22 protein-coding genes are annotated in these 20,711 nt (G+C 34.8%); 6 read left to right on the forward strand and 16 right to left on the reverse strand.

Annotated features, from left to right (window positions below; genetic code table 11):
* Window positions 1-85: 85 nt before the first annotated feature.
* From H3R25_RS06825 to H3R25_RS06845, 5 genes are read right to left on the reverse strand one after another with little or no spacing between them, the layout of a single operon-like run.
* Window positions 86-430 carry a DUF202 domain-containing protein gene (locus H3R25_RS06825; RefSeq protein WP_278956181.1) on the reverse strand — a complete coding sequence of 115 codons (345 nt, stop codon included), beginning with the start codon at window positions 428-430 and terminating at the stop codon, window positions 86-88.
* On the reverse strand, window positions 402-1,244 hold the full coding sequence (locus tag H3R25_RS06830; RefSeq protein WP_198188964.1) for a PTS system mannose/fructose/sorbose family transporter subunit IID: 843 nt from the start codon (window positions 1,242-1,244) through the stop codon (window positions 402-404). The genes H3R25_RS06825 and H3R25_RS06830 overlap by 29 nt, the downstream gene beginning before the upstream one ends.
* Window positions 1,245-1,246: 2 nt before the next feature.
* Window positions 1,247-2,110, reverse strand: coding sequence for a PTS sugar transporter subunit IIC (locus tag H3R25_RS06835; protein WP_198188963.1), 864 nt, complete (start codon window positions 2,108-2,110; stop codon window positions 1,247-1,249).
* Window positions 2,111-2,155: 45 nt separating this feature from the next.
* Window positions 2,156-2,659 (reverse strand): PTS sugar transporter subunit IIB, encoded by a 504-nt coding sequence (locus H3R25_RS06840; RefSeq protein WP_187158540.1) that lies wholly within the window; start codon window positions 2,657-2,659, stop codon window positions 2,156-2,158.
* A 17-nt stretch (window positions 2,660-2,676) separates the two neighbouring features.
* Window positions 2,677-3,117: a PTS sugar transporter subunit IIA gene (locus tag H3R25_RS06845; protein ID WP_198188962.1), complete on the reverse strand. Its 441-nt coding sequence runs from the start codon at window positions 3,115-3,117 to the stop codon at window positions 2,677-2,679.
* Between the two features lie 199 nt (window positions 3,118-3,316).
* Here H3R25_RS06845 and H3R25_RS06850 point away from each other — a divergent pair, with 199 nt between their 5' ends.
* Genes H3R25_RS06850 through H3R25_RS06865 form a run of 4 tightly spaced genes read left to right on the forward strand, consistent with a single transcriptional unit; the run spans window position 3,317 to window position 7,616 of the window.
* Window positions 3,317-4,330, forward strand: a complete 1,014-nt coding sequence (locus H3R25_RS06850) for a substrate-binding domain-containing protein (protein WP_198194681.1) — start codon at window positions 3,317-3,319, stop codon at window positions 4,328-4,330.
* Window positions 4,330-5,652, forward strand: a complete 1,323-nt coding sequence (locus tag H3R25_RS06855; protein WP_232354580.1) for a sensor histidine kinase — start codon at window positions 4,330-4,332, stop codon at window positions 5,650-5,652. Before H3R25_RS06850 ends, H3R25_RS06855 begins: the two co-directional genes overlap by 1 nt.
* Window positions 5,645-6,334: a response regulator transcription factor gene (locus H3R25_RS06860; protein WP_187158544.1), complete on the forward strand. Its 690-nt coding sequence runs from the start codon at window positions 5,645-5,647 to the stop codon at window positions 6,332-6,334. Before H3R25_RS06855 ends, H3R25_RS06860 begins: the two co-directional genes overlap by 8 nt.
* Before the next feature lie 19 nt (window positions 6,335-6,353).
* The gene (locus tag H3R25_RS06865) at window positions 6,354-7,616 is read left to right on the forward strand and encodes an ABC transporter substrate-binding protein (RefSeq protein WP_198194683.1); all 1,263 of its coding nucleotides are present in this window, start codon (window positions 6,354-6,356) and stop codon (window positions 7,614-7,616) included.
* Window positions 7,617-7,673: 57 nt separating this feature from the next.
* Here H3R25_RS06865 and H3R25_RS06870 read toward each other — a convergent pair whose 3' ends face one another.
* The 7 genes from H3R25_RS06870 to H3R25_RS06900 all read right to left on the reverse strand — a co-directional run bounded on the left by H3R25_RS06870 (window position 7,674) and on the right by H3R25_RS06900 (window position 14,307).
* Window positions 7,674-10,004: an SLAP domain-containing protein gene (locus H3R25_RS06870; protein WP_198194684.1), complete on the reverse strand. Its 2,331-nt coding sequence runs from the start codon at window positions 10,002-10,004 to the stop codon at window positions 7,674-7,676.
* A gap of 204 nt (window positions 10,005-10,208) precedes the next feature.
* Window positions 10,209-10,556 (reverse strand): hypothetical protein, encoded by a 348-nt coding sequence (locus tag H3R25_RS06875; protein WP_198194685.1) that lies wholly within the window; start codon window positions 10,554-10,556, stop codon window positions 10,209-10,211.
* A gap of 100 nt (window positions 10,557-10,656) precedes the next feature.
* On the reverse strand, window positions 10,657-11,505 hold the full coding sequence (locus H3R25_RS06880) for a PTS system mannose/fructose/sorbose family transporter subunit IID (RefSeq protein ID WP_198194686.1): 849 nt from the start codon (window positions 11,503-11,505) through the stop codon (window positions 10,657-10,659).
* Window positions 11,502-12,323, reverse strand: a complete 822-nt coding sequence (locus tag H3R25_RS06885; RefSeq protein WP_198194687.1) for a PTS sugar transporter subunit IIC — start codon at window positions 12,321-12,323, stop codon at window positions 11,502-11,504. The genes H3R25_RS06880 and H3R25_RS06885 overlap by 4 nt, the downstream gene beginning before the upstream one ends.
* Window positions 12,320-12,796 (reverse strand): PTS sugar transporter subunit IIB, encoded by a 477-nt coding sequence (locus H3R25_RS06890; protein ID WP_198188956.1) that lies wholly within the window; start codon window positions 12,794-12,796, stop codon window positions 12,320-12,322. Before H3R25_RS06890 ends, H3R25_RS06885 begins: the two co-directional genes overlap by 4 nt.
* Window positions 12,777-13,226 carry a PTS sugar transporter subunit IIA gene (locus H3R25_RS06895; RefSeq protein WP_198188955.1) on the reverse strand — a complete coding sequence of 150 codons (450 nt, stop codon included), beginning with the start codon at window positions 13,224-13,226 and terminating at the stop codon, window positions 12,777-12,779. The genes H3R25_RS06890 and H3R25_RS06895 overlap by 20 nt, the downstream gene beginning before the upstream one ends.
* On the reverse strand, window positions 13,213-14,307 hold the full coding sequence (locus H3R25_RS06900) for a tyrosine-protein phosphatase (RefSeq protein WP_198194688.1): 1,095 nt from the start codon (window positions 14,305-14,307) through the stop codon (window positions 13,213-13,215). Before H3R25_RS06900 ends, H3R25_RS06895 begins: the two co-directional genes overlap by 14 nt.
* Before the next feature lie 297 nt (window positions 14,308-14,604).
* On the opposite strand from H3R25_RS06900, the gene H3R25_RS06905 reads away from it, so the two are divergent.
* Both H3R25_RS06905 and H3R25_RS06910 read left to right on the forward strand, forming a co-directional pair.
* Window positions 14,605-15,405: a MurR/RpiR family transcriptional regulator gene (locus tag H3R25_RS06905; protein WP_198194689.1), complete on the forward strand. Its 801-nt coding sequence runs from the start codon at window positions 14,605-14,607 to the stop codon at window positions 15,403-15,405.
* Between the two features lie 149 nt (window positions 15,406-15,554).
* Window positions 15,555-16,001 carry a hypothetical protein gene (locus H3R25_RS06910; protein ID WP_198194690.1) on the forward strand — a complete coding sequence of 149 codons (447 nt, stop codon included), beginning with the start codon at window positions 15,555-15,557 and terminating at the stop codon, window positions 15,999-16,001.
* 45 nt (window positions 16,002-16,046) lie between these two features.
* On the opposite strand, the gene efp is transcribed toward H3R25_RS06910, so the two are convergent.
* The 4 genes from efp to helD form a co-directional block, all read right to left on the reverse strand.
* Window positions 16,047-16,619, reverse strand: a complete 573-nt coding sequence (gene efp / locus H3R25_RS06915) for an elongation factor P (protein WP_122034148.1) — start codon at window positions 16,617-16,619, stop codon at window positions 16,047-16,049.
* Between the two features lie 147 nt (window positions 16,620-16,766).
* Window positions 16,767-17,681, reverse strand: a complete 915-nt coding sequence (gene coaA / locus H3R25_RS06920; RefSeq protein WP_198194691.1) for a type I pantothenate kinase — start codon at window positions 17,679-17,681, stop codon at window positions 16,767-16,769.
* A 105-nt stretch (window positions 17,682-17,786) separates the two neighbouring features.
* The gene (locus H3R25_RS06925; RefSeq protein WP_198194692.1) at window positions 17,787-18,236 is read right to left on the reverse strand and encodes a GNAT family N-acetyltransferase; all 450 of its coding nucleotides are present in this window, start codon (window positions 18,234-18,236) and stop codon (window positions 17,787-17,789) included.
* A gap of 11 nt (window positions 18,237-18,247) precedes the next feature.
* Window positions 18,248-20,542: an RNA polymerase recycling motor HelD gene (gene helD / locus H3R25_RS06930; protein ID WP_198194693.1), complete on the reverse strand. Its 2,295-nt coding sequence runs from the start codon at window positions 20,540-20,542 to the stop codon at window positions 18,248-18,250.
* Window positions 20,543-20,711 lie beyond the last annotated feature (169 nt).

Below are 20,711 nucleotides of genomic sequence, written 5' to 3' on the forward strand. Positions count from 1 at the left end.
ATTAATCTAGTCAAATTGAACGTCAAAAAGGCTAATAAATTACGCTATTCAAACGTAAATTTATTAGCCTTTTACTTTAAATTTTTTATTTATTCTTTAGAGAATTTATTTTATTTTCGTAATCGGAAATTACTAGTTTGACATTTTGCTTGCCCCGATGCCTGCCATAGGCAACAATTGCTGCTCCAAGAGCTCCAATGACTAGCAAAACCACACCTATAATAAAGAGTCCAGTATTTCTTTCATAGAAATAGTAACAAAGTACAAAGCCGATTGCTGCAACTGCTAGCAAGGTCTGTAACCAAGACTGTAAGTTTTGCAGCATCTTCTTTTGATAATTAACTTCGTTTTCATAACCTACTTTTATTTTTTCGAGGTCCATTGTTACACCATTTTTGTTTCTAGTATTTGAGTCCTGGATTAAATACACCGAGAACAACACCTACGAAAGCAACACCAATTAGAATTATCATAGTCCAGATAGCAGAAACGTGCTTTTTAGACATTAGCCACCAGCAAAATAATGTTACGATTACTGTCAAAATACCAGGAAAAATTCCGTCTAATTGCTTTTGTAAATCAAGGAATACATGACCGGTATTGTCTTTCAATTGCAAAGAAGTCGTAACGTTGACCCAAGTAGCAAGAACACCACCGACAACCATACCACCAACAATTGAAATTGCTCGTCTAACAGCTTTTCCCTGTTTTCCTACTAAGAAGCCTACAGCTTTATCTCCTAGCTTATAGCCTCGGAAGTAAAGGAAGCGTTGACCAAAGTATGCAATAATATCCCATACAATAATGTAAAAAATAGCACCAACTGGTGACCCATTTCTCGACATCCCTAAAGCAATACCAAGTAAAATTGGAATTAAGGTACCATCAATTAAAGAGTCACCAATTCCGGCAATCGGCCCCATCAAACCTGCACGCATGTCGTTAATAGTTTGACTATCAATGTTTTCACCATTTGCTCGTGCTTCTTCAAGGCTGGCTGTAGCACCAACGATAACTGACCCTAGCATTGGGTTGGTGTTGAAGAAAGCTGTATATGCCTTAATGTTATTAGTCTGTGTTTCATTATCATTTGGATATAATTCCTTGATAATTGGCAGCATAGAACATAAATAACCAAAAGTTTGCATGTGTTCTTGTGAAAAACAAGTTAATGCGCCCCAAAACCAGATGTTAAACGACTTGCTTAGAGTCTTATGGCTAATTTTTCTTTTTTCTGCATCCATTTTTAGATGTCCTCCTCTTCTTCATCATCAATCCCGTTTTCATTTGATGAAGCATAACTTGCTCCTGGAGTTTCTGATCCTTTTGCCATTTCAATTTCGTACATAATTACAGCAAATAATAAAGAAATAACTGTTACAGCTACAAGGTTTAGGTGCAATGAAGCAGCTAGAGTGAAACCAACTAAAAATGGAATAAAATCAAGTGCCTTATTAATAATTTGACGCAGTAAGATAGCAATACCAACACATGGTAGCATCGCACCAACAGTAAACAGGGTCTTCATTGGGATGCCGTCCATTGGTAACGCAGTTCTCAAAGCAGTTACAGCTTGTGAACCATAGTGCGTCATTAAAACTGTTGGTAAGAATGAAAATACTAGATGGGATAACCAAGGCCAACCAAAATCAACTCCGTAAAGTCGATTCAATTTACCTTTTTCAATATCCTTCCAACCGAAGGCTTGCCAAATTAAGTTCATAAATGCTACTGCATAAAATAAAACTGAACCAACTGTACCAACAAGTGTAGCAAGGGATTTAGCCATATTAGCGGCTGCTGAGCCCATAGGATCAAGGCCACGTGATGAAATTGCAACCATAGCAAGAGGAATACCTATGTATGAAATTGCTCGTACATCGGCAGCAACAGTACCACCAGGTGTAACTAAAGCAATATAAACTAACTGAGTTGCGACACCACAGGCTATTCCCAAAGGAAGATTGCCTAAAACAATACCACATACCAGACCACCAACTAATGGTCGTCCAATAGTATAATTACCGACTGCTTGCCCAGCCATACAGGAATTTGAGCACAAACATGCAAACACTCCTAGAATGGCTGCTTGAAACCAACTTATAGTCATTTTTTCTCCTTCTTTTGATAATCATTAGAACTACATAGATTTATCTTAATAACCAAATTTTCCTTTGAACTTATCCCAGTAACCTAATTGCTTATCTGGTAATAAAGCAAAATGAATTTTGTATCCTTTTTGACTAATTGCCTCAAAGGCATCACCTTCTTCTTGGGTAAAAGACTGATTGCTGCCTAACTTTATTGCCCCTGGACGATCGTTTCCTGGCCCAACTATTAACTCCTTTTGATCACTTGGAACAAAATCAAGATCAACCAAAATATGTTTCATATCTTGTGGATTCTTTGTTATCAAAAAGTAGCGTGTCTTCGAATTTAGAACCTTATCCTTAACATCATTGAAATGATCCATCGTCCAGATAAACGTTTTCTTACCCTGATCTTCACCTGCGGATTTATAGGCGGATTTTAAGATTGGATTTGTTGCAGACTTATCATTTACTGCTATGATTCCGTCACAAGGACGTTCTTTTGCCCAACGCGTTGTAATCAACCCGTGAATTATCCTGTCATCAACTCTAATTAATGAAATAGTCATTGCTTTTCCTCCGAAATTTAAATATCATCCTCGTCATCAAACGAACTTTGTGGGATTTCATATTGCTTTATTGCCTTCTCACCCTCACTCAAAGCTGACTTAATTAACTCTTCCTTAGGCATAGTATCTAAGGAAACAAGTGCAGTTAGTGCCATCGGAAAGTTCATTCCACCTATCACAACAGTGTTTGCAAAATAGCTATGCTCAGAAAAGACATTTAAAAAAGTGGTCAATGGACTCCCACCAATTATGTCGGCAATAATGACGAATTCATCTTCTTTTTTAAACTCTTTTTTTTGCAGAAAGTCTTTAACTTTGTTAGAAAAGTCCTCAGCCGAATCACCGTTATGAAGACATAGTGCAAAACATTGCTCAATGGCATCTCCAGCAAACATTTCCAATGAAGTTTTTACTCCTTCAGCAAATTGCCCATGAGATACCAAAATCAAATATTTCAATAATTCATTCCTCTCTTCCTTAAGCTTAAGTTAAAATTAGCACAATCTTTATTTATGCTAACAGTGCTAAATGTCATTAAATAGAGTGTGACAATTGTCATTAATTTAAAGCGCTTTCTATAATTTTATTGAACGAATTTATTTTTTCAGCAATAATGACTACATAAGCGATAGACTTTTAAATAAACGAGATGATGACATGAAATTAATCGATAGAAAAAAGCAGCATAATAAAGATTCTACCCGCAAAACAAGTATTATTTTTGTTTGTGAAATAGTCGTTGCTGCTTTTTTTGTTTTGTTAAATTATGTAGCTTTTATCATGTATCCCAGTAAAAATGAACAAGTTAAAATCGGCTCAACTTATATGACAATGAATAACAGTTTCTACCCCGTTCTAAATGAACAGATTGCTAATTATGTCGAAAATCATCATGGCAGACTGTATAACAGAGATCCTGCTCTAATAGTAAACAAACAAGTTGAAGAACTTCATTCATTTATACGTCAAGGCGTTAAAGCAATTATTATCAATCCAGTTGATGGCAATAGCATGAAAATTCAAAACGCTCTCCGGTTAGCTAAAAAGAAAGGAATCAAAATTATAATAGTCGACTCCCAAATGAAATCTGCTGACTACGCCGATTGCACAATCCTATCTGATAATTATCGTGCCGGACAATTATGTGCTGAACATTTGTTAGCACATAAAAATGCTGCGAAAATCCTTCTTTTAGAACACTATTCGGCTTATTCAGCTAACAATCGAATCCAAGGGTTTACCGATACAATTAAAAAATCGCCAAAAGCTGGTAATTTTCATATTGTTGGCAAAATTAATACTTACGGCCAATCAGAAATAGCTTTACCTTTGGTGGAAAAAGCCATTAAAAAAGGACCCAAATTTAATACAATTATGGCTTTAAATGATCAGGCAGCAGTTGGCGCTTTGGCTGCAATCGATGAAGTAAATCTAAAGCGTCAAATAGATGTCTATAGCGTTGATGGATCAGAGAACATGAAAAAGCTTCTAGGCGTTAATCATAATGCCATAGCTACTTCTGCTCAAACCCCAGTAAATATAGGTAAAACTGCTGTTAAAGTTGCATATAAATTAATCAACGGTCAAAAAGTGCCGAAAAAAATAATTTTGCCTGTTTATTTAATTACAAATAAAAACATCAATCATTACAACGTTTTAGGGTGGCAATGATGCCTAAATTTAAAGTTTTAATATTTTTACGAAGAACTATGCTGTGGCTAAACTTTTTTGCCATTTTATTTAATGCCACCCTATTTGTCTATACCACAGACTACGTAATCAAAAGTTCCCAATCATATCAATTTCTTGAATCATTACATCATATTCCTGATTCGCCACAAGCAATTTTTTGGGAAAGTATGATCAGTTTCTCAGTCCTAGCAGCCGTAATGGCTTTTCATCATCATTATGTTAAAGACAATGCTAAGTTAAGCAACACAACTGTTTTCATAGAATTTACATTAGCAATTTTTGTTTTTCTATCTTTACGTCTAACATATAACGGCATTTTCCTACTAGTTTTTGTGGATTTTATCATCAGTAACCGGAATCAATATGACTTTCGTGACTATTTAGTATGGATTGTCGTAGTTGCGTTTTTGCTTTTCTTACTGGTAATTACAGATTATTCAATTCTTAGTCACTTTATGACCTTACCTGATTTAACTATTTATCTAAATTTTTTACCTGTTAGCATTGGACCAAAACTACTAGTACTAAAAAACTTTATGACCATTCTAAACCTGTCTCTGTTCGTTTTAATTTTAATCTACTTCGCTATTTATCAGTTAAATCAGGAAAATGATATTCAAAATAAATTGGCACTTGCCTCCAAAGCAAATTATGAATTGAAAAACTATGCTGCACTGTCGGAGTACATTGCTAAAGATCGCGAACGAAAGCGCATTGCGCGGGATATACATGACTCAGTGGGCCACGCCTTAACAGGGATCGCGGCGGGGATTGATGCAACTCTAGTTTTAATTGACATTAATAAAGATGAAGCTAAAAGCCAGTTGGAAAAGATTCAAATCGCTGTTAAGCAGGGGATTAAAGATGTGCGCAAAGCTTTAAACCGAATCCGTCCTGGAGCGTTAAATAATTATACTTTAAAAGAGTCTTTGAAAAAGATGCTAAAGGAATATGCTGATATTTCCCGCATTAAAATTGATTTTTCTTATCATTGGGGCTCGGCAGACTTTGAAAAAACAACTGAGGATGTAGTTTTTCGTATTATTGAAGAGTCGATTACTAATTCACTTAGACATGGACATGCAAGCCAGGTTTCTATTGCATGCACTAAGCCTGAGCAAAATACTTATCAAATGGTAATTAAAGACAATGGCTTAGGAGCTAAGAAAATTATACCTGGTTATGGTATTACTCAAATGAAGGAGCGTGTAGCTATTATAAATGGCAAAATCAGTTTCGACGGTCAAAATGGTTTTAAAATTGTGGTCGATATTCCAGTAGAGGATGATTCATATGATTAAAATAATGATAGCTGATGATCAACAACTAATAAGAGATTCGCTAAAAATAATTCTTGAAGCTAATAAGGACTTTTCCGTTACAGATACTGTTGCAAATGGGCAAGAAGTTTTGGAAAGCATAAAAAAGAAAAAGCCCGATATTATTTTAATGGATGTACGCATGCCCGTGATGGACGGTACTGTTTGTACAAAATATGTCAAAGAAAAGTACCCGAACATTAAAGTGATAATCTTGACTACTTTCGATGATGACGATTTTATCTTTAGTGCATTAAAATATGGGGCTTCAGGTTACTTACTAAAAGGTGCATCAACACAAGAACTCTATAAAGCAATCCAAACGGTCTACAATGGTGGTGCAATGATAAACCCAGATATCGCTGAAAAGGTTTTTCGTCTCTTTTCCAAGATGGCTCAGGCAAATTATGCAATCCAAGTTAATGACAAGGACACTCAAAATTTTTCTAAGCATGAGTGGCGTGTAATTCAACAAGTTGGTTTGGGACTGTCTAATAAAGAAATTGCAGCTAAACTATTTTTATCGGAAGGAACTGTCCGTAACTATATCTCAAAAATCTTAGATAAGTTACAACTGCGTGATCGTACACAATTAGCAATTTGGGCTGTTCAAACTGGAGTTACAAGCGAGAATATTAAGGACGATAATGAAACTCAGAACTAAAATTTTTATATTTGTTTGTATGCCTATTCTAATCATTAGTGGCGCCCTATATTGGCATATTCATACGAAAGAAAATGAAAAGACACTGACAATAGGTATTTATACCAGCAGTAGTTGGAATGTGCCCAATGGACATCAATATAAAGTAATAGACTACGCCATCCGTAAATTTAAGCAGGAACACCCTGATATAAAAATCAAGTATGAGAGTGGCATTCAACAAGATGATTACCGCAATTGGCTAAGTGAAAAAATCATTGAGAATAAAACCCCAGATCTTATTATTGTTCCTAATCGTGACTTCAATGCATTAGCAAGTGAAGGAGCGTTTAAAAACTTATCATCTTTTATGAAAAAAGATGATATTAAGCAATCAGCTTTCTATTCAAGTGCACTAAAAGCTGGACAGTATAATAACCAGCAACTAGCCTTACCCTATGAAGCCAATCCCACTTTAATGGTAATGAATAAAACACTACTTAAAAAATTCAAAATTAACACACCAAGCTATAATTGGACACCACAAAAATTTTATCAATTGTGTCACAAAGTCACCTACTCAAATACTAAGAAAAAGTACTATGGTGTAACTATGAATTATAATTGGCAAGACGCCCAATATGCCTATGGAGCTCAATTTTTTAACAAGAATGATGGCAGTGTTGAATTAACTTCCGATCGTTCTAGACGTGCTTTTACACTAATAGAAAATATTATTAATGATCAGTCAACTTTTAACGTTACATCACAATTATTTGACAAAGGTCGTGTGGCTTTTATGCCTTTAGGTCTTGCCCAATATAGGACGTATACCTCATACCCCTTTCATATTACTAGGAATAATGCTTTTTTATGGAAATGCACTAAAATGCCTGGAGTAAAAAGCACTAAAGCAACGCCAATTGAGACTACAATGTTTGCTATTTCGAGTAAAGCTAAAAATCCAAAAGGTGCATGGGAATTCATGAAACTTCTTTGTACTAATAAATCAGTTCAAAAAGAAGTAATGAAGACTAATATGGGATGTTCCGTTTTACCTGCTGTGGTAAATAATAAGCAGACGCAAAAGATTCTTGATAAAAAAGTAATCAATTTTCATAATTTAACGATTAAAAAGCTTGATTTAATAATGAAAGATGGTGTGACTACTCCGAAGTTTAAAGATTATAATGATAAATCAGAAAAATTAGATTATAAAATACAAAATGCTCTAAAAGCTGGTAATTTAGAAACTCAGCTATTCAACATTCAATTACAAGTTAATCAAAGTGAAACAAATTAAGCAGCATCAAAAAAGCACACTTTTAAATAAAGTGTGCTTTTTATTTGTTAGTAATTATTAAAAATTAGCTTTTTTAACATACATGTTTTTATCAACTATGTAGTAGAGACTCTTTCCTAATTTTATAGCACCACCGTAGGTCACTACAGCTTTATTCTTTTTAAGGAAATATCGTTTAATCCTTTGTCCCTTATCATTATAAATAAAGGAATTATGGCGCAAAGTACGCTTAACACCTACCACATTGGTTGCCAGAACATATTGATTACTTGCCAAAGAATAATAGTTTTTCCCGTTAATTTTTTTAGTGCCATAAGTAGAAATTGCTGCACCAGCTTTAATCTTAACTAGCGTCTTTTTACCTTTAGCATCATAAACCCAAGAATCATGCATGACCGTTCGTTTATGGCCTATCTTACTATCCTGAGTTGAGCTTGTTTCTTCATCGGTTTTAGACTCGTTTTTATTCGAAATAGACGTAGTACTTTCATTAGAATTATTCGCTCCAGTAGTATTGGAGTTATTACTTGAACTATGACCATTATCATTAGAACTAGTAGAAGTCTCTTTTTCTTCAAATCCTAATAAATCTTTTCCTACTTGACTATAGCTTATGTCATATTTGTTGTTCTTACTTTCGTCCTGAGCATCTACTGCTACGTCCTGTATGTTATTAACACAAAAGCGTGCAACAGTCGCTGTTTGACCATTGTCAAAGAAAATTTCAATGGCATTTTTATCGGTGAAAACAGTTATTGTAAAATCATGTGTACCCTTTAAGCCGGAATCATTAATATAGCCCATACCACTTTCATAGCCATTTTTATAATAATTGGCTGCATTCCCAGATAGTTCACTACTTTCACCATCAAGTCGATATTTACCAGAAGCAGGATCAAGTATCAAAGTATTATTGTCCTTGCCTTGATTAAAGATAATTCTTACAGCACCTTGATATGCATTTCCGTCTTTAGTTGAAAAGTGTAGAACATATTTACTATTTGCAGGCTGTTTTGTTAAATTCAGTAAACTATAGTATCCATTATCTATCTCTTTTTGACTAGAAACTTGGCCTTCACTGTTTTTGGTAGTTTTCTCTTCAAGCCCAGTTGTTATTGGAGAACTAGTAACTGTTAAATTATCTTCCAATTTTATTTTTCTTGCCAAAGAGTACGTTCCAATTCGATTCGAGTCTGGCAAAAAGCCTTCTTGGTTAGCCTTTATACCAGAATTAGTATAGTTCCAATTGCCAATCCATCCCATTGAGATAAGCGAGTCATCAGCTTTTTCTAAATCGCTACTGCCACTAAAGTTGGCTCCATAATAGTCAGTACCTTGATCTAGCCTTTTAGCTTCTGTTTCAGCAGTAAACATTCCCTTATCATCTAAATGACCAACCACATAATAAGTTCCCGTTGTTTGCTTTGCCTGAGGTGATTTAGCCCCAAAGAACAGTACTTGGTTTGTCTTTCCACTTGCAGTCGTCATACTCCTCAAAACAGGACATTCAACCGGTGCTTCAAATGGTAAACCTTTGAAGAAAACACTATTTGGGATTTTACTGTCAGTTTGATTTTCATTAGCATTAGACCAATTAGTGCCATCATCAGATTTATAAACCCCTATGTTATCACCTTCAGCGATATACATAACAAGTTTACCGTGCCAATAAAAAACTGCAGGATCACGTTCATCTGATCTATTGATTGACGTCCAAGGCCAGTAATGATCCAATATGATTTTTTTATCATTCAAAGGATGGGAAAATGTTTTTCCATTATCATCAGACCAGGCTGCCCAAACATTTTGCTGGTTGTCTTTATTACTTAATCCTGAAAAAAATGCAACCTGAGCACCTTTAGGTACACCAGATATGTTGCCTTGATTAACAACAATTGAACCTGTCCATGCACTACTCCATGCGTCTCCAATATCGCCCTTTAAATCCTTTATAGCGATAGTTGGTTCGGAAAAATTAATGAAATCCTTAGTAGTTACTCTCTGCCAGTTCTGTTTGGCACCTGCATCGCCATTAATCACTTTCTCTGTATGTAAGTAATAAATAACCCACTCTTTGTTTTCACTATCATACATTATTGTTTGCAAGTCATTAGACCAGCCTTCTTTCGTATCCAAATGATACGAGCTGGCTCTTTCGGATGAGGTATTTGTTGGATTGAGGTAAGTGTAACCATTGTCTGTGTAGCCATTAGAAACATATTTTCCATTTAACAAGGGGTCATCACTTTTTTTAGCAGTATTTTCCTGCTGTAATAACACTGCAGGAGTATCAACTTTGTCTGCTTTTACCTTAACTGAATTTAGGCAAGCAACACTTAAAACCGTCGAAATAGTGGCTTGTGTAATAAAAAGATATTTTTTATTCATTTTTGTCTCCTAAAGAACTAAATTATTTTTATATGAAGCGCTTTCTTTATCATGACAAAGTAATTATATCTACAAAGTAATATATCTTATAGATGATAAATGTCACTTTTTGACCGAACTGACATTTTTGATAATAAAAAAAACGGATAACTTTCTATTTCGAAAGTTATCCGCTTCTAAATTAAACTACTTTACATTTTTAAATTATTTTTGCTCTAGATACTCTAATATTGGTTTGAGATCCTCTTCTTTTTTCTGTTTTGGAATATCAGGGTTTTTCAGGATTTCAAATGCAGGCTGAACTACCGCATATATCTCCCTGTTCTCCAAACTATCAATCGTCAAATAACTAATTTTAAAGTAGGCTTCCAAACCAGTTGTATCATTTTCATCTAAAGCCTTTTGTATGAGGAATATAAACACCTTTTTCAAGTTACGAGTTCTTTTCTTTTTTTCACGTTTCTTATCATAGACAGGTAAAAATAGCGCTACGCAAACAGCAGCAATCTCTGCTATAGCTGTTACCCACTCAGATAATGGTCCTATTTCCATGATATCACCTCTGTTCAATTATACTATTGCATCAAAAAAGCACTAGTCTTTCAATAGTCTAGTGCTTTAAATGCTTGCTTATCAATATAAAAAATTCATCTTATAAAATTTTAAAATATGTTAATCCAACAACAATAACCATCATAGCAATAATTAGCATTGCTGCATGTTTACCATTAGTTTTCTTCAAAATGTAGTAAACCAAAATAGTTACAAGCAAACTCAATAAACCTGGCATAATCTTATCAAACATTGTTTGTAAGCTAATTACATTGCCACCTACTTTGTTAGATACGTTCGAGTGAACGATAATTTTTAAAGGAGTCTTTACCTTAATTACAGTTGAAATTAATGCTCCAACTACCATTAATCCAACCACATTAGCCATTGTAGAAATACGTTGAATAACATCGCTTTGCTCATTATTATTTAAAAAAGCAATTCCTTTTTTATAACCGAATGAGACAGCATAATATCTTGCTCCCATATTAATTATGTTATATAAAATGAACATTAAAATCGGGCCGAAAATACTACCACCAAAGGCAATTGATGCGCCAATACTACCAACGATTGGCAGCCAAGTGAATTTAATTAGGCTATCGCCTAAACCTGCTAAGGGTCCCATTAGCCCCGTCTTTAGTGGATTGATTCCGTCTTTTTCATCTGGATCTGTTGTTTCTTCCATTGCAGCAGATAATCCGAGAATTACAGCGTCAAAATTAACGTGAGAGTTGTAAAAGACCAAATGCCGCTTCATGGCTTCAGATAAATCCTTTTTATCTGGATAAATCTTTGCAAGAGCTGGCGCAATTGCTCGCATAAAACCAACACCTTGAAGTGTCTCATAGTTTAAGGTGATTCGCATTGTATTAAGTCGCATAAACATGCGCCAAATGTCTCTATTATTTAATTTATGCTCTGGAGCAGTTAATTTTTCTTCACTCATAGGTCATAATCCTCCTCGTCATCTTCCTCTTCACTACTTGAATTATTGACTGGAGCGCTTGGTGCAACCTGTGCTTTGACACTAGGCTCACGAGTTGCTCTTTCATATAGAAATGCAAATACTATGGCAATCAATGTAATAGGCAGTATGTCTAGCTTTAAGTAGGAGGATAAAACAAACCCTAAAATGATAAACATCCACAATTCACCCTTTTTAAGCATTGTCATCATTAATAAAGCAATACCTACTGAAGGAATTATTGAACCTGCTGTACTTAAACCGTTAATTATAAATTTAGGCAAGTCATTTATAGCTTGTTGAATTGCTCCAGCACCAAATTGTAGAGCTAAAAATGTTGGAAATGCACAGGCAAATCCATATAAAAATGCAGGAGGCCAAGTCAGCCAAAAAGTACCTTTAACATCAGCATTGTCAGCTAATCGTTTAGCCCAACCATTGAGCGAACAGTTAACTGTTTCAATTAAAACAAGTAATTGTTGGGCCAAAATTGACGTGGGAACAGCCAATGTAATAGCAGTTGCGACCATTGTCGAAATGTTGCCATTAGAATTACCCATAATCGCCAGTGAAGTACTAATCATTGTACCAGTGATAATATCTGGTGCCATATATGCACCTACATCACCAATACCCATCCACATAACTTCAAGTGTAGCGCCAATAATAAGACCAGCTTGTAAATTACCTAAAATAATACCTACGATTGGTGCAATTAATAGTGGTCGCCTAAACATCTTGGTACTGACATTATCAATTCCTAAGAGAAAGGCCAAAACCGTTAAGATAAAGATTTTCATTTTTGTAAAACCTCACTTAATTTAACGGCTCCATCTGTTGGAACCATTTGAATTTCTATATCTACGCCTAAATCTAACAATTTTTCTAGCGATTTCTTTTCTTCATCAGTTAGAAAAACTGCTTTGGTGTATTGTTTACGTTCATCATTGCCTCTAATGCCACCAATATTTAATTTAGGTATTTGATATCCACTGTCGACAATTTTTTCTACTGTAAATGGCGACGCAAATAAGAGCATAGTTCTTCTAGATACTGGGTTGTTAGGAACAATTTTGAGAAACTTTTCAGTCGAAAAAATATGTAATTTAATGTTGCGAGGTACACTCATTTTTAATACATTCGATTGGATTTTATCCTTGGCAACCTTATCATCAACAATTATTACCTGTTCAATTTGCTTAACGTTAAGCCACGTAGTTACTACTTGACCATGAATCAATCGATCATCAATTCTACAAAATTCCACTGCCATCTTCGTCCTGGTCCTCCTCTTTAAACCTAGCTGAAATATTTTGAAAACCCATATCATAGGACTTTTTTAGTGAATCAGCTAGCTCGTTTAAGCTTCGGTCGCGATTTGTAAACAAGTCTAATAACATAGGAAGATTCAATCCACTTAAAACCAAAATATTGTCTTTTTCCAAGCAAAATGTGCCACTAACATTTGATGGCGTGCCGCCAAGAATGTCACATAGGATAATTGTTCCCTTACTTGTATCCAGTTCATCGTACATACGATTCATTTGTTCTTTTGCTTGTTCCAAATTTAAATCTTCTGTAACAGCTAAATACGCGCAATTATCTTGCTTACCAACAATCATTTCTGCACTTCTTAGTGCTTCTTTTGCTAAATAACCATGGCTCGCTAAAATAACTGCTACTCCCGACTTACTGTCTGTCATATTGAGCTCCCTCCTCTAAATAAAAGTCTCTTGCACTATTGATTTCCTCTTTTGTAAAACCAAAATGCTTTTGAAAATAATTTTCAGAGGTACCGTATAGTTCATAGATTTTTGAGATTGCAGCTTTAATGTAACTTTCACGAGTGTCAATCATCGCCATCAAGTAATCGAGATAAGACTTTTTTTGAACTAATTCACTATATAATTCATACTTTAGTTGATTGCGTTTCTTACGAATCTCCTTAGTTAGCATGTAATCTTGAACTATCTCATCATCATTAATATTTAGCAAAAGCAAAATAAGCATTGAGCCGAACCCTGTTCTGTCCTTGCCTCCACGGCAATGATGAAGTAGTGGCAAACATTCATGTCTGACAACAGCTTTGAGCATACGACCATAAGATTTTTGAGCAACGGGTGATGTGACCAAATCCTGATAACTTTCAATAACATTTTCACCACGGTCATTAATATACTTTTCAGGAACTTCACCATTTTCAAGAGATTGAACTAATTTTTCATTTTCTCCTTTTAAATCAACAACGTTGGCAGCTGCTTCAGAAAAGCTTGACTGTGGATCGCAATTTAAAATTTCCAAAACTGTAGGTATAAACTTATTTGGATGATATTTGCGTTCATGTGGTGAACGATAATCAACAATTGTCCCAATTTGATGATTTGTTACTATTTGTTGATCTTCTTCATCCAAATTTGTTAGTTGATCACCTCGATAAAGTAATCCCCATTTTAAATAGCGACCATCTTTTGCTTTATAACCTCCCATATCTCTAATATTGATTGCATTATTTAAAGGAATTAATCGTTCAGAAAATATATTGGTTGAATAAGTGTTATCAGCAGTTTTAATTACAAAATAGGCTGGTAGGCTTTTTCGCGGAATTTTCACTTTGAATATTCCTGAAAAGCTCTTTGATAACAAATGATTAATTTCCTTTATATTTGGCTGCTTACCAACTAACAATTGATATTCACTTTTTCTTGGGTTTTTTAACCTAATTGTCAATTCGTCATTATTTCGACTCATATCAATTTCTGGTATAACATACGGTTGCTTATTCATTACTATTGGTACCCCTTTCATTACCGATAATACTACAAGAAAATAATTTACACAATATATAATTTTAGAAAATTATTTTCATAAAAATACAAAAAAAGGTATCGTTAAAAATAGTTTTAAGAGAAATTCAGTTCTATTTGTACTTTATTTAAGAAAATAATTTCAAACTTGCATTTTCTTAATTCTAAAAAAATTTACAAGTTTTATTTTTTTAGGTAAAAATTTTCACACTATCAGTATAATATTTATTGATAAACAAAACTATTTTAGAGGTAAGTCATTTATAGGGGTATCAAAATGAATCCACTTGTCGCCATTCAAAAAAACTACTTAACTTTTTCAAAAAGAGAGAGAATTATTGCAGATTACATTTTGCAAAATAGTCCTAAAATTAATAATATGAAAATCACAGAATTAGCACATGAAACAAGTACCTCATGCGCTACCATTACACGTTTTGTAAAAAAAATTGGTTGTGCAGGATACTCAGATATGAAAGTTAATATTGGGCGTCATTTAATAAAAAATGTTTCTAAAGACAATGACAATATTTTGAATGAGGTTTTTAGTTTCTATCAAACTGTTATCAAAAATACTCAGCAAATGATTGATATGAATTTGATCAAGCAATTTGTAAACTTACTCAAAGAGCAAAAGCATATTATTGTTATTGGCTCCAGTAGTTCTGGTGTTTCAGCTAGTACTTTTGGACTACGTTTGATGAGAATGGGGCTTGATGCCCAAAGTTTCATTGATCCTAATTGGATGAAAATGCGTGCCAGTATTTCAAACGGTGACGATCTCTTTTTAGCAATTTCAAACAGTGGGACTACTGATTGCATTGTTGATACTTTGACTACGGCAAAGGAAAATAAAGCAAAAATAGTTTCAATCACTAGTTATATGGACAATCCAGTTGCTCAAGTAAGTGACTTAGTTTTTCACGTTTATAATCCGCGCTTTGCAAATAACGAAAAATTCATTAATTCTCAATTTTCAAACATGTATCTTGTAGATATTTTGACGTCTTGTTTGCAAGAAGACAGCCATTTCAAGAACGCAATGAGGACAACAAGAATCGCAGTCAACGATATATAAAAATTATAAAAATCCAATCACTTTTATCACTGCCACTTGCTAAATATTATTCATACTGTATTTTTTTATAGTGAATTTACACCACAAAATTAACTATATGCAACATGAATAATTTATAATAAACCAAAACACATCTAGGAGCGTTATAAATGAAATCTAACAAACCGTTTTATCAAAAGTGGTGGCTTTGGCTAGTTGCCTTCTTTGCCCTTACCTTTTTCGCTAATGATTCAACTTCAAGCGAGCATCAGAGCAATCAAACTAATGAAGCTCTCTCTGTAGAAGTTACCCACAAAAAAGATGCACCACAAGCCAAAGCAAAAGTTCAGGAACTTGTAGTTAAACATAATAATCAAAAACCCACAAAGCAAGTACAGACCGTCAACAAAAATGCTGCTCAGAAGACGCAGTTCAGTCAAGTAAAATATCGTCCTCAAGGAAAGAGTCGTGTTGTTTATATTGCACCTACTTCTGGTAAAAGATTTCATTATAATCCTAATTGCCGTGGCCTAAGGCGAGCAAGAGGAAATATCACTAAAATATCCAAGAAAAGCGCAGTTAGCCGAGGCTATACTTTATGTAAATGGGAAGATTAACTATGAAAAAAACGCAGTCATTTTCGACTGCGTTTTTAAGTGTATCTATTTATTACCTTCGGCTCTTGATTTATATTCGCCTTCGGATGTGTTAATAATTAGTTCTTCGCCCTCTTTAATAAAATCAGGAACTTGAACTACTAAGCCAGTTTCCATTGTTGCAGGCTTACCTGTACCAGTAACTGTAGCACCCTTAATACCAGGTTCAGTATGAGTAACTTTCATTGTAACAGTTGCTGGTAATTCAACCCCAAGGAGCTTACTGTCATTAGCAAATTCCAATTGAACTTCAATATTTGGCATCAAATAAAACTTATCATCACCAAGTTGTTCACCAGAAACTTCGTATTGTTCATAAGTTTCGGAATCCATGAAAGTATAAACATCACCTTCGTTATAAAGGAATTGTGCTTTCTTTTTAGTAATGTCGATTAATTCAACCTTTTCAGTTGGACGCATCGTCTTATGAACCACCGCACCACTTTCAATGTTACGTAAGTCCATTTGCATAACAGTATTGCCCTTACCAGGTTTATGATGATTTGCCTTAAGCACCCGAATCATTTTACCGTCTTGACTAAATACCATACCCTTTTTTAAGTTAATTGCCTGTACCATTGTTTTTTCTCCTTTTTATTTTAATCGTGTTTAAATTCCAGAAAAAAACTTTACGCTGGAGGCAATGCAAATTTTTTAATTAATAATAAATAAATCGTATTCATACCGTTTAGTATAGCAAAATTGACCCAAACTAGGTACTAAAAGTTAAAACTGCCGCAGATAGATTTCATCAATTTTATGGCCGGTTGTTTTATGCAAAATTAAGCTGGCCCGTTGTTTAGTTGGTGCAATATATTCACGCAAATTAACCAAATTCACCATTTGCCAAGTATCTTGTGCTAATTGAATTGCATCTGCTCGAGGACCGTTAGCCATCTCATAGTAAAAATTAGTTGGATCATTTTTATTCATTTCAAGCACGCGTTCAAAACGTTGCATAAACCATTTTTCAATTAGTTCTTCATCAGCATCGATGTAAATTGAGAAATCAAAAAAGTCACTGGTAACAATTTGCCCATTAGTTGGTAACTGTAAGGTATTAATTCCTTCAATGATTAAGATATCTGGCTGCTTTACATGTCCATACTTACCTGGAACAATATCACTTAATTCTTGTGAATAAAGCGGATAGGCAATATTTTCTTTGCCGCTAAGGACATCCTTTAGAAAGTCACTCAATAAGTTCATATTGTAACTTTCAGGAAAACCCTTCCGATCAAAAAGGCCACGCCGTTTCAATTCCTCATTCGGATAAATAAAGCCATCTGTTGTCATTAAATGAACATTTAAGTTAGGAAATGTTCGGCTAAGTAAAACTTGTAGAAGACGAGCAGTTGTTGATTTACCAACTGCAACCGAACCAGAAATACCAATGATAAAAGGTGCAGCTAGCACATGCTGCCTTAAAAATTCACTCTGCTTTTGCTGCAAAGTACGTTTTTCTTGGTACACCAAATAAAGATAGTTAATTAGGCTACCATAAATTTCTTGAACATCCGTTAAATTAATGACATCCCCTAATGATTTAATTTTTGCAAGTTCGTCCTTCGTTATTCTAACAGCATCATTAGAAGAAAAAGATGCCCATTCGTCTCGATTAAAACGCAAATAATTTTTCATCTTTAGTCTTTCCCTTACCTTATGTTCAAATCATTACCGATATCAAGTTAAATTATCTCATTGCAAAAGAAAAACTCACGTTAAAAACGCAAGTTTTACTTCTTTTTATAAGTTATAGTACATCATAATGTGGTCAATACCCGCTTCAGTAAAAACTTCACCCTTAGTTTGATAGCCTAATTGATCATAGAAAGGTTTAGCTTGCATTTGAGCATGGCAAATTAATTGCTTAACACCAAGGTCGCGCAGATATTGGTGCACCTGTTGCATCATTTTTGTACCAAGATGTTGCCCACGTGTTTGAGCAGCAACTGCTACACGGCCAAGAACCCACTGATCATTTTCTTTAAAAATACGGCAAACAGCAAGTGCTCTATTTTGCTCTTCGTTCAGCAAAAAGACCTGAATTGCAGTAAAATCTTGATCATCAAGTTCAGGCTCAGTGATTTTCTGTTCTGTAACAAAAGTATCAATACGCAATCTTGCAACACAATACATCTCTTGACCCGACATATCAGCAATTTTTTTAAACTTAAATGTTTCCAGTTTCTCCATCTTAGCCTCAACTATTTTTCTTCGTAAGTGTCTTGATCAACATCAAGAAGTGGACTTTTGGTGCCTGTATAAATCATATCAAGCTTATACATTGCACGCGAAGTGATAGTGTAAACCAGTTGCGTTTCATCAAGGCGGTGATAGCTCTTCTTTGAGGCATCCCACATAATGACAGAATCAAATTCCAAGCCTTTAGCTAAATATGACGGAATAATCAACGTTCCATCAACCAGTCGCTGATTAGCGGTTGCAATCAAAGTGGCTTTTACACCATTTTTCTTCAATTTTTCTGAAACAAACTTAGCACTTTCAAGGTCTTTAGTAATCACCGCTGTTGTCAACTTGTTTTGCTCATTTTCCATTAATACTTCTTGCAAAACCTTTAACGCCTCAGCCTCGTCATCTCGTCCCCAAACGACAGGCTTTGGTCCTTGCCTGTTAAAGGACTCAATTTTTTCACCCTGACGTAAAATTTGCTTAGTAAAATCTGTTAATTGCTTGGTTGAACGGTACGATTTAGTTAGCTGAACAACATCAGTTTTCTTAGGATCGAACAAGCCACTAATTTGTTTAAGTAAGCTTCGACTCTCATCCTTAGTGAAAATAGCCTGATTTAGGTCTCCCAGCATTGTGAATTTGGCGCGTGGAAAATTATATTTAAGGTAGCAAAGTTGAAATGGCGTGTAATCTTGAATTTCATCAATAAAGGCATAACGCATTTCATAATCAACGTGCCGTCCAGTAATCATGTCATACAAGTAAAGATAGGCAGAAACATCATTCATATGAATGTAGTGGTTCTTAAAACTAGCTTTGACTTCTTCAACATGGTCATTCCACTGATCCTCGGTAATATTCCATTTAGAAAGATCAGTCATTTTGGGAACGCGACGCAAGAAACTAAGGTATTGCGCACGCATATTAATAAAGTTATTACGCTTAATTTGTTGGAAAACTTTATCCAGTGCCTTAACCACAATCTTGCGGCTTAAGAACTTTTCTTCTTTTTCTTCAGATTCAAACTCTTGATCAGGTCGGTCATATAGCTCGTTAAGCTGTTCTTGACTCAGGCTTTGAATCTCATCAGCTACCCAAGACTTTTTAGCTTCAGAATTAATCTTGCGGTTAAGCAATTTAATTAACTCTTCACGCGTTGCATCAATTCGGTTGCTTAAATTGTAGTTCGAATTGTAGGAATAATAAATTTCATTGATTTTTGCTTTTTCAAAAAATGGACGCTTTTTGTCACGGAAATAAATGTTCTTAAAGATTACACCACGTTGATTAAGGTGTTTTGCATAGCGAGTCAGCAAGTCAAAGAAACTAGTTGAATCTTTAAATTGACTGATTGCTGAATCGGCAGCATCATCCTCAAACTGATCAAACAGATTTTCGACATTCATGCCAGGCAAACGACGTGCAACAAATTGCCAGTATGTCATTTGCACCATGTTCTGTTCACCCATCTCAGGCAAAACATTTTTAATATAGTCATTAAATAGCTGATTAGGGCTGAACATGATAACATCACTGCTTGTTAAATTACCGCGGTACCGATAAAGCAAGTATGCTATTCTTTGTAAAATTGCAGAGGTCTTTCCCGAGCCAGCAGCACCTTGAACAAACAATAAATCAGCACTTGTATTACGAATAATCTTATTTTGCTCGCGCTGAATTGTCGTCACAATCGACTTCATTTGCGTGCTGGACTTTTCACCCAAGACCTCAAGCAACATTTGGTCACCAATCGATTCATTGGTATCAAACATATTGACAATCTTACCATCTTCAATCATGAATTGTCGCTTCTTGGTCATCTCAACGGTGATTTCTCCTTCAGGGGAAACATAAGAGACGTCGCCGAGTTTGCCATCATAATAAATTGAAGAAATTGGGGCACGCCAGTCATAAATTAAAAAGTGATCATTTTTGTCAGCAAAGGAGCCTAAACCAATATAAATAGTTTCTGCAGGCTGACCATTTTCTTTAAAATCAACTCGTGCAAAATACGGCTTTTGCTCTAATTTCTGGATTGTCGTTAATTGCCTAGCTGCATGTTGCCATGCATTCTCGCGTTCATCAAGAAGTTGTTGCTGTTGATGAATTGACAAAGCTGTTTCCATTGAGGTGGAATAGCCGTCATAATCTAGTTTTACATCATCAAAAAAGTGAGAGTTAAGATCCTTAGCTTCTCCTTCTGCCGACTTAATTGAAGAGGATAACTCCGCCTTTTTGGCTCTAATCATTTTTAAGATATGATCAAGGTGCTCTTGCTCAAACTTTTTTTCATCCTTTGCGTTTAACATAACGTCACCTGCATTTTTAAAACTTGCTTATTATTTTAACATTAAACATGATTTATATATATACAACATCTCATTTAATTACTTTTGAATCTTTTTGAGTACAATCCGTGAAAACTAAAGGACTTGCGTCTATAATAAAGTAAACGGGTCGTTTGAAAGTTTTGTAATT

Source organism: Lactobacillus sp. M0390, assembly GCF_016102085.1.
GTDB classification, from domain to species: Bacteria; Bacillota; Bacilli; order Lactobacillales; family Lactobacillaceae; genus Lactobacillus; species Lactobacillus apis.